7 protein-coding genes are annotated in these 8,272 nt (G+C 68.7%); all 7 read right to left on the reverse strand.

Features of this window, described 5'->3' with window-relative positions; translation table 11 throughout:
- Positions 1-13 precede the first annotated feature (13 nt).
- The 7 genes from ACGFYV_RS28445 to ACGFYV_RS28475 all read right to left on the reverse strand — a co-directional run bounded on the left by ACGFYV_RS28445 (position 14) and on the right by ACGFYV_RS28475 (position 7,814).
- Positions 14-730, reverse strand: coding sequence for an ABC transporter ATP-binding protein (locus ACGFYV_RS28445; RefSeq protein ID WP_393881345.1), 717 nt, complete (start codon positions 728-730; stop codon positions 14-16).
- A complete protein-coding gene (locus ACGFYV_RS28450) occupies positions 727-1,626 on the reverse strand; it encodes an ABC transporter ATP-binding protein (RefSeq protein WP_393881346.1) in 900 nt (299 codons plus the stop codon). The genes ACGFYV_RS28445 and ACGFYV_RS28450 overlap by 4 nt, the downstream gene beginning before the upstream one ends.
- Before the next feature lie 5 nt (positions 1,627-1,631).
- Positions 1,632-3,449, reverse strand: a complete 1,818-nt coding sequence (locus ACGFYV_RS28455) for a branched-chain amino acid ABC transporter permease (RefSeq protein WP_393881347.1) — start codon at positions 3,447-3,449, stop codon at positions 1,632-1,634.
- A gap of 5 nt (positions 3,450-3,454) precedes the next feature.
- Positions 3,455-4,387: a branched-chain amino acid ABC transporter permease gene (locus ACGFYV_RS28460; RefSeq protein WP_393881348.1), complete on the reverse strand. Its 933-nt coding sequence runs from the start codon at positions 4,385-4,387 to the stop codon at positions 3,455-3,457.
- 135 nt (positions 4,388-4,522) lie between these two features.
- The gene (locus tag ACGFYV_RS28465; protein WP_393881349.1) at positions 4,523-5,755 is read right to left on the reverse strand and encodes a branched-chain amino acid ABC transporter substrate-binding protein; all 1,233 of its coding nucleotides are present in this window, start codon (positions 5,753-5,755) and stop codon (positions 4,523-4,525) included.
- Positions 5,756-6,184: 429 nt separating this feature from the next.
- Entirely contained in the window at positions 6,185-7,057 is an 873-nt protein-coding gene (locus tag ACGFYV_RS28470; RefSeq protein WP_393881350.1) for a thioesterase II family protein, read from the reverse strand.
- A complete protein-coding gene (locus ACGFYV_RS28475) occupies positions 7,050-7,814 on the reverse strand; it encodes a DMT family transporter (RefSeq protein ID WP_393881351.1) in 765 nt (254 codons plus the stop codon). The genes ACGFYV_RS28470 and ACGFYV_RS28475 overlap by 8 nt, the downstream gene beginning before the upstream one ends.
- Positions 7,815-8,272 lie beyond the last annotated feature (458 nt).

The raw sequence follows: 8,272 nt of genomic DNA on the forward strand, positions 1-8,272 counted from the left end.
GCGTGTGGCGCGGTCAGTCCTCGCCGAGGTAGGCCTTGCGGACCGACTCGTCGGTGAGCAGGTTCCGGCCGGTGCCGGACAGGACGATCTTGCCGATCTCCATGACGTGGCCGTGGTCCGCGAGCGAGAGCGCGGCCTGGGCGTTCTGCTCGACCAGCAGGATGGTCGTGCCCTGGGACTTCAGCTCGGCGATGGTCGCCATGATCTTCTGCATCATGATCGGGGAGAGACCCATGGAGGGCTCGTCGAGCATGAGCAGCCGGGGCTGGGACATGAGGGCCCTGCCCATGGCGAGCATCTGCTGTTCGCCGCCGGAGAGGGTGCCCGCGGCCTGCTTCCTGCGTTCCCCGAGGATGGGGAAGAGGTCGTAGGCGCGCTGGATGTCCTTCTCGATGGCCGGCTTGTCGTTGCGCAGGAACGCGCCGAGGCGCAGGTTGTCCTCGATGGTCATGCGGGGGAAGATGTGCCGCCCCTCGGGCGAGTGGGCGAGGCCCAGCTGCACCACCTGGTGGGCGGGGATCTTCTTCAGCGACTTGCCGTTGAACTTGATCTGGCCGCCGACGGGCTTGAGGAGGCCGGAAAGGGTGCGCAGGGTCGTCGTCTTGCCGGCGCCGTTGGTGCCGATGAGGGTGACGACTTCACCGGCCTCGACCTTGAAGGAGATGCCCTTGACGGCTTCGATCTTGCCGTAGGCGACCCGCAGGTCCTCGACTTCGAGCAGTGCGGTCATCGGTCGTTCTCCTTGCCGGCGTTGTCCTGGCCGGGCGTGGTGTCCGCCGTGGCCGCGGCCTGGGCCTCGGCGGCCTCGACCTCGGCGACCTCCTCGTCGCCGGGGGCGTCCTCGAACGGTTCGCCGAGGTAGGCGGCGATGACGCGTTCGTCGCCCTGGACGGTGGTGCTGTCGCCCTCGATGAGCTTCTCGCCCTGCACGAGGACGGCCACGCGGTCGCAGAGGTTGAAGATGAACCGCATGTCGTGCTCGATGACGAGGACGGCGATGCCCTTGTCACGGATGGCGAAGACGAGTTCCTCGGTGGTCCGCGTCTCCTGCGGGTTCATGCCGGCGGTGGGCTCGTCGAGGAGGAGCAGGCCGGGCTCGCTGGCGAGGGCGCGCGCGATCTCCAGCTTGCGCTGCTCGCCGTACGGGAGGTTGCGGGCGAGGTGCTCGGCCTTGGCGTCCAGGCCGACGAACTCCAGGAGTTCCATGGCGCGTTCGCGGGAGGCCTTTTCGGCGCGGTGGAAGCCGGGGCCGCGCAGGACGGCGGACCAGAAGCCTTCCTTGGTGCGGGAGTGCCGGCCGACGAGCACGTTCTCCAGGACCGTCATGTTGGCGAACAGACGGATGTTCTGGAACGTGCGGGCGATGCCGGCCGCGGTGACCTTGAAGGACTTCGGCGGCAGGACGGTGCCCTTGTAACGGACTTCGCCCTCGGTGGGGACGTAGAGACCGGTCAGGCAGTTGAAGAAGGTCGTCTTGCCGGCGCCGTTGGGGCCGATGAGGCCGACGATCTCGCCGCTGTTGACGGTGAGGTTGACGTCACGGACGGCGGTGAGGCCGCCGAAGCGCATCGTGACCCCGCGTGCGTCGAGGACGGTTTCGCCGCGTGTGGTGGTGTCGGTGGTCATGGTGGTCAGGCCCCTGTCTTGCCGAGGACTGCGGGCGCTACGGCATCTTCGTGGAACTCCAGCTTGTTGCGCCGGTTGGCGACGAGGCCCTCGGGCCTGAAGCGCATGAGCAGGATGAGCGCGACGCCGAAGGCGAAGAGCTGGTAGTTGCCCAGGAACTGGAGCTTGTTGGGAATCAGGAAGAGCAGCGAGGCGCCGATGAGCGGGCCGCCGATGGTGCCCATGCCGCCGAGGACGACCGCCGCGAGCAGGAAGGCGGAGTTGGGCGGGATGGGGCCGGCGAACAGGTACTGCTCGGGCGTGACGGTGTAGGTCACGTGGGCCTGGACCGTGCCGGCGAGGCCGGCGAGGGTGGCGCCGACGGCGAAGGCGATGAGCTTGACGCGGAAGCCGTTGATGCCCATGGCGAGTGCCGCGGTCTCGTCCTCGCGGATGGCGACCCAGGCGCGGCCGATGCGGGAGTCGCCGGCGCGCCGGAAGACCAGCACCACGATGGCCGTGATGATCAGCATCAGGAAGAAGTAGTTCGCGAACCGGCCGATGGTGAAGCCGGCGATGTCGTGCTGGGCGCCGAGGTCGAAGCCGAGGATGTCGAGGTTCGGGATCGAGGAGATGCCGTTGGAGCCGTTGGTGAGGTCGGGTCCGGAGGTGCCGTCCAGGTTGTTGGCGGTGATCCGGAAGATCTCTCCGAAGCCGAGCGTGACGATCGCGAGGTAGTCGCCGCGCAGACGCAGGGTCGGGGCACCGATGAGGACGCCGAACACGAGCGAGGCGGCGGCGCCGACGAGGGCCGCGGCCCAGAAGGGGAAGTGGACGCCGAACGGGGAGCTGGGGGAGCCGGAGACGAGGGCCGCCGCGTAGGCGCCGACGCCGAGGAAGGCGACGTATCCGAGGTCCAGCAGTCCGGCGAGGCCGACGACGATGTTCAGGCCGAGGGCGACGGTGGCGAAGATGAGGATGTAGACGCCGAGGGTCGCGTACTGGTCGTCGGTCTGGGTGAAGGGGAAGAGGGCCGCCGTCACGAAGGCGCCGCAGATCGCGATGTTCTGGTGGCGCTGGGAGATCTGGGTGGCGTGGGCGACGAGGCCGGACTTGGTGAGTGCGGCGAAGCCGAAGCCGGCGGTGAGGAGGAAGCCGATGAACAGCTCGTCGTACTCCGTGCCGATGCCGTAGGTGAAGACGGTGAGGGCGACGGCGAAGACGGCGATCAGGATGAGGATCTCGGCGTAGGCGGGGAGCTTGCCCAGGGGACGCGGGGCCGGGGCCGAGAAGGCCGCCTTGACGGTCTCCCAGTTGTGGGAGGCGCTGTGCTTGAACTGCTCCCAGGAGGTGTCGTCCGGGTCGATGGGATCGGGTTCCGGACGTTCGAAGGGCAGGGCGAGCGCGCCGGCGAAGGCGACCAGGGTGGTCACGGCGACGACGTAGCCGCCGGGCTCCAGGTTGACGAGTCCGCCGAGCTCGTAGGCGATCGCGATGACCGTGTACCAGGCCGTGGCGAAGGTGGCGAGAGTGGCGAACTTGAGGGCGGCGTCGGCGCCCGCGGGGGCGAGCCAGCGCAGGGGCTTGACGCCGTAGGAGGCGAGCCCGAGGAGGGTGGTGAGGACGCCGCCGACGAGGACGAGGACCTGGAGGCCGCCGGGGTAGCCGTAGACGGTGAGGTCTCCGGGGAATTCGGAGGTCCACGTCCAGGCGAGGAAGGTGGAGACGACGGTGAGGATGCCGCCCCCGGTGGCGAGGGCGCGGCCGATGTGCGGCGGGATGCCGATGAGGCCCGCCGGGCTGCCCGCAGTGGTGCTGGGGGTTTCGGTGGTCTGTGTGGTCATCGGTGTCACGCCCTGTCCGCGACGCGCTCGCCGAGCAGACCCTGGGGCCTGAACAGCAGAACGAGGATGAGGAGTACGAAGGCCCAGACGTCGGCCCACGACTGGGTGCCGAACTTCTCCATGCCGGGGAGGTCGGCGATGTAGGCGGTCGCGAGGGTCTCGGCGACGCCGAGCGCGACTCCGCCGATCATGGCGCCGTAGATGTTGCCGATGCCGCCGAGGACGGCCGCGGTGAAGGCCTTGAGGCCGAGCAGGAAGCCCATCTTGAAGTCGATCTGGCCGTACTTGAGGCCGTTGGCGACACCGCCGACGGCGGCGAACGCGGCACCGAGGGCGAAGGCGACCACGATGATGCGGTCGGTGTTGATGCCCATGAGCTTGGCGGTGTCCGGGTCCTGCGCGGTGGCCTGCATGCCCCGTCCGGTGCGCGTCTTCATGACGAAGTACGCGAGGACGGCCATGCTGAGCGGGGCGGCGATGATCAGGAAGATGTCACCGGTCTGGATGGTGACGTTGCCGATGTTGAAGGGGCCGCCGGCGATCTGCGGGAAGGTGATCGCGGACTTCGCGTCGGGGTACCAGGCCCAGACGGCCTGCTGCAGGGCGAGGGAGAGGCCGATCGCCGTGATGAGCGGGGCGAGGCGGGGTGCGCTGCGCAGGGGGCGGTAGGCGAATCGTTCCGCTGCCACGGCGACGGAAACGGCGACGATGATGCCGCCGATGAGCATGAGGGGGAGCGCGATCCACATGGACGTGCCGTTGGGCAGGACGTACAGGTAGACCGTGAGGGCGCCGAAGGCGCCGGTCATGAAGATCTCGCCGTGGGCGAAGTTGATGAGCTGGACGATGCCATAGACCATCGTGTAGCCGATGGCGACCAGCCCGTACATGGATCCCAGGAGCAGGCCGTTGACCAGCTGCTGCGGCAGTTCGTTCACCGCAAAGTCCTCCGAGACTTTCGGATGTTCGACGGATGTGCCGGATGTCGGGTGTGCCGGTTGTCCGGATGCGAGTCCGCGCGGGGCGCCAGTGGAACAGCGCCCCGCGCGGCTCAGTGGTGGTGCGGGTGTGGGTCAGCCACCGTTGTAGGTACCGGACGTGACGGTCGTCCAGACACCCTTCTTGACGGCGTACACGGTGAGCTGCTTGTTCGTGGTGTCACCGAACTCGTCGAAGGAGACCTTGCCCGTCACCCCGTCGAAGGAGACGTTCTGCATGGCCTCGGTGACCTTGGCGCGGGCGTCCGAGGGGAGCTTGCCCTTGTTGTCGTCCACGACCTTCTTGACGGCCTGGATGATCGCCATGGCGGAGTCGTAGGCGTAACCGCCGTACGCGCCGTAGGCCTCGCTGTAGCCGCCGGCCTTGTAGTTGGCGAGGAACTCCTTCGCCGACGGCAGGGTGTCGAGCGGGGCACCGACGGAGGTGGTCAGGTCGCCCTCGCTGCCGGCACCGGCGAGCTTGATGTAGGTCGGGTCGTAGACGGCGTCGCCACCGACCAGCGGGATCTTCGAACCGGCGGCCTTGATCTGCTTGGCGAGCGGGCCGGCCTGCGGGTACTCACCGCCGTAGTAGACGATGTCGGCGCCGGAGTTCTTCACCTTGGTGGCGACGGCCGAGTAGTCCTTGGCGTCCGGGTTGATGTGCTCGGTGCCCGCGATCTTGCCGCCGAGCTTCTTGAACTCGTCGGAGAAGGTGGCGGCGAGGCCGGCGCCGTAGGTCTTCTTGTCGTCGATGACGAAGGCCTTCGTCTTCTTCGCCGTGTTGTAGACGTACTGCGCGGCGAACGGGCCCTGGATGGCGTCCGTCGTGGAGGTGCGGAAGTACGACTTGTACGTGCGGGCCTTGCTCTTCTGCCAGTCGGTGCCCTGGGTCAGCGCCGGGTTGGTGTTGGCGGGGGAGACCTCGACCAGCTTGGCGTCGTCGAAGACCTTCTGCATGGACTCGGCGACGGAGGAGTTCAGCGGGCCGACGACGCCGAGGATGTCCTTCGTGGACACGAACTTGGTGGCGTTCTGCTGGCCGGCCGACGGCTGGGCCTGGTCGTCGAGGGCGGTCGAGGTGAAGGTGACACCGTCGACGAGCTTCTGCTTGTTGGCCTGCTTGACGGCGAGGTCGACCGAGTTCTTGATGCCGAGGCCGATCGCGGACAGGTCGCCCGTGAGGGGCGCGTCGACGCCGATGGTGACGGTGGTGCCGCCACCGCTGGAGTCCGAACCCTTGCCGCCGTCGCGCGAGCCGCAGGCGGTGAGGGTGAGTGCTCCCGCCGCCAGCGCGGCGGTGATGGCGATGAGCGAACGTTGACGCACGATCAGTCCTTTCCTGCTGGACAGCCGCTTCCCCATGGAGACGACCGAGCCGTGCGCCTGGCCGGGGTGACAATCCGACGGCGCGGTGACTGGCCGTGACTCTAAGCGTGTGCGGGGAACGTGGAGGAGAGTCTGACCAATGCTGTGACGCTCTTGTTATGACACGAGGTAATGCAGAGCGGTACGCGGTGGGGGGAACGCCGGAATTCACGGCGATTCGCCCCGTCCGCATGATGAGAACCCGCAGGACCGACCTTGATCTGTTCAGGCGTCTCAAGGGTTTTGGTGATTACTTGAGCATTGCTTGAGCCTTTTGCCGCAGGTTACTGGTGGGTCAGGAGAGAACTGTGGTGTGCGGGGCGTAGAGCACTGAACGGCGCCGAACAACGCCGAACAACGCCGAAACCGCGATTCCTTATTGCGTGTGTATTACGCAGGGTCACTCTCGGGAAACGAGCCTCGGCATTCCGCCGCGCTTTTCCCCGAGTCGTCACCTGCCCGCACACCCGCCACGGCTGTTCCGGCACGCAGGGCCTCTTCGAGACCGGCCGCGACGGCCGCGAGGTGCTCCCGGAGGAACCAGTGGCCGCCGGGGAAGAGGCGCGGCCGGCCGGTGCTGGTGCCGGAATCCGTGGTGCTGGTGCTGGTGCCGGTGCCAGTTCCGGTGCCGGTACCAGTGCCGGTGCTGGTGCCGTGCCGCAGCCATCCGGCCAACTCCCCCTCCGCCGCGAGCGGATCGTCCCGCCCGCCGAACGCGACCACGGGCAGGGGCAGCGGCGGCCGCTCCTCGTGCCGGTGCCCGGCGCCGAGCAGGACGTCGCCGCGCAGCCGCTCCCGGACCAGGTCGACGAACTCCGGGTCCCGGGCGGCCTCGGCGAGCGCGCCGCCGCAGGAGCGGAGGTGCTCCGCGGTGCCCGCCGGGTCCTCCGGATCGACCGCCGGCCTGAAGCCGTACTGCGGCGCCACCCGCCCGGACACGACGAGGGCCGCCGGCGCCGGGCAGTCGAGCCGGGGCAGCGCCACCGCCGTCTCGTAGGCCACGAGCGCGCCCATGCTGTGCCCGAACAGGCCGTACCGCGTCACCGGCCGGCGTTCGAGGTCGCCGGCGATCCGGTGCGCCAGGGCGTCGGCCGGGGCGCGCACCCCGCCCGCGCCGAGGTACCGGTCCGGCTGCCAGGAGAGCGGCACCACGGCGGGCGACTCCTCCGGGCGGGCCGCCCAGTGGTCGCTCAGCGGACGGTAGGCGGCGGGGCCGCCGCCGGCGTAGGGGAACGTGTAGTAGCGGCCCGCCGGCTCAGCCACGGCCCGGCCCGCTCTCCGGCACCGCCTGGCGTTCCTCCGCCGGTCCCGCCGCCTCCCGCGCGGCCAGGCCGGGAAACAACCTGCCGAGCAGGGCGCGCAGTTGGGGGCCGGCGAGGATGACCGCGTTGGCCGCGAGGACGACCAGCACGCCGAGCACCGAGAGCGCGCTCCACCGGTAGTCCTCGAAGACCGTGGACAGGGAGAGCGAGACGACCGGGAAGGCCACGGTGGCGAACGCGGCCCGGTCGGGGCCGATGCGTGACAGCAGCGTCAGATAGGTCACGAAGGCGATCGCCGAGCCGCACACCGACAGGTACACCAGCCCCGCCACATAGCGGAACGACGGCTCCACGGTGAACGAGTTGCCCGCGATCAGGCACCCGATCGTGGTGAACAGCCCGCCGTACAGCATGCTCCACGCGGTGGACTGCACGACCGGCAGGCCACCGCTGCTCTGGTTCCACGACGAGGCGATGTTCCCGAACGAGAACAGCAGGGTCGCTCCGAGACCGAGCAGAACACCCGTCACCAGGCCCGAGGACGCCTTGGTGTGGGCGATGTCGTTGGCGAACACGAGGGCGAGCCCAAGGACTCCGGCGAGCGCGCCGAGCACCACCGTGCGGGAGACGGGCCGCTTCAGGAAGATCCGCCCGTTGAGGATGTCGAACCCGACCGACAGGCAGAAGATGATCGACACCAGCCCGGAGACCAGGTGTTCGGAGCAGTAGGAGAAGAGCACGTAGTTGACCGAGTACATGAGTAACCCGACCAGGGGCCATGCGCAGATGGCTGCGCGGCGGGAACCGCATCGGCAGCCTGCGCACGCCGGTCCACACGAACATGCAGACGGCGGCCGGCAGGAAGCGGTACGCGACCGACACGGCCGGGTCCACACTGCCGAGCTGTAACTTGATGCCGATCCAGGTGGTGCCCCAGAACAGCACGATCACCGCGTACAGCACGATGTTCACGAGAGCTCTTTCCTTCTGTGCTCGCTGTGCTCGCTTGTGACGGTGCGGGCCCCGTGCGGGCCCGGATGCCGTTGGTTAATTCCGGGGCCCTACGTCTTCTTCGCCCCGTCGATCGTCTGGTCGGCGGGGCGAAGTGCTGCGAAGTGGCTGGTGCGGGTGCGGGCTCGGGGTGTGCCGGTGAGGTGGGCGTCGATGCGGGCGAGGTTGAGGGCGGCGCCGGTGAGCTGGTGCTGGAGGCTGGTCT

Source organism: Streptomyces sp. NPDC048297, from assembly GCF_043201585.1.
Lineage (GTDB): Bacteria > Actinomycetota > Actinomycetes > Streptomycetales > Streptomycetaceae > Streptomyces.

Bases quoted from the DNA above. Each gene is read 5' to 3' on its own strand.
- ACGFYV_RS28455 (WP_393881347.1), bottom strand. From the start codon at position 3,449: ATGACCACACAGACCACCGAAACCCCCAGCACCACTGCGGGCAGCCCG.
- ACGFYV_RS28445 (WP_393881345.1), bottom strand. From the start codon at position 730: ATGACCGCACTGCTCGAAGTCGAGGACCTGCGGGTCGCCTACGGCAAG.
- ACGFYV_RS28450 (WP_393881346.1), bottom strand. From the start codon at position 1,626: ATGACCACCGACACCACCACACGCGGCGAAACCGTCCTCGACGCACGC.
- ACGFYV_RS28475 (WP_393881351.1), bottom strand. From the start codon at position 7,814: ATGTACTCGGTCAACTACGTGCTCTTCTCCTACTGCTCCGAACACCTG.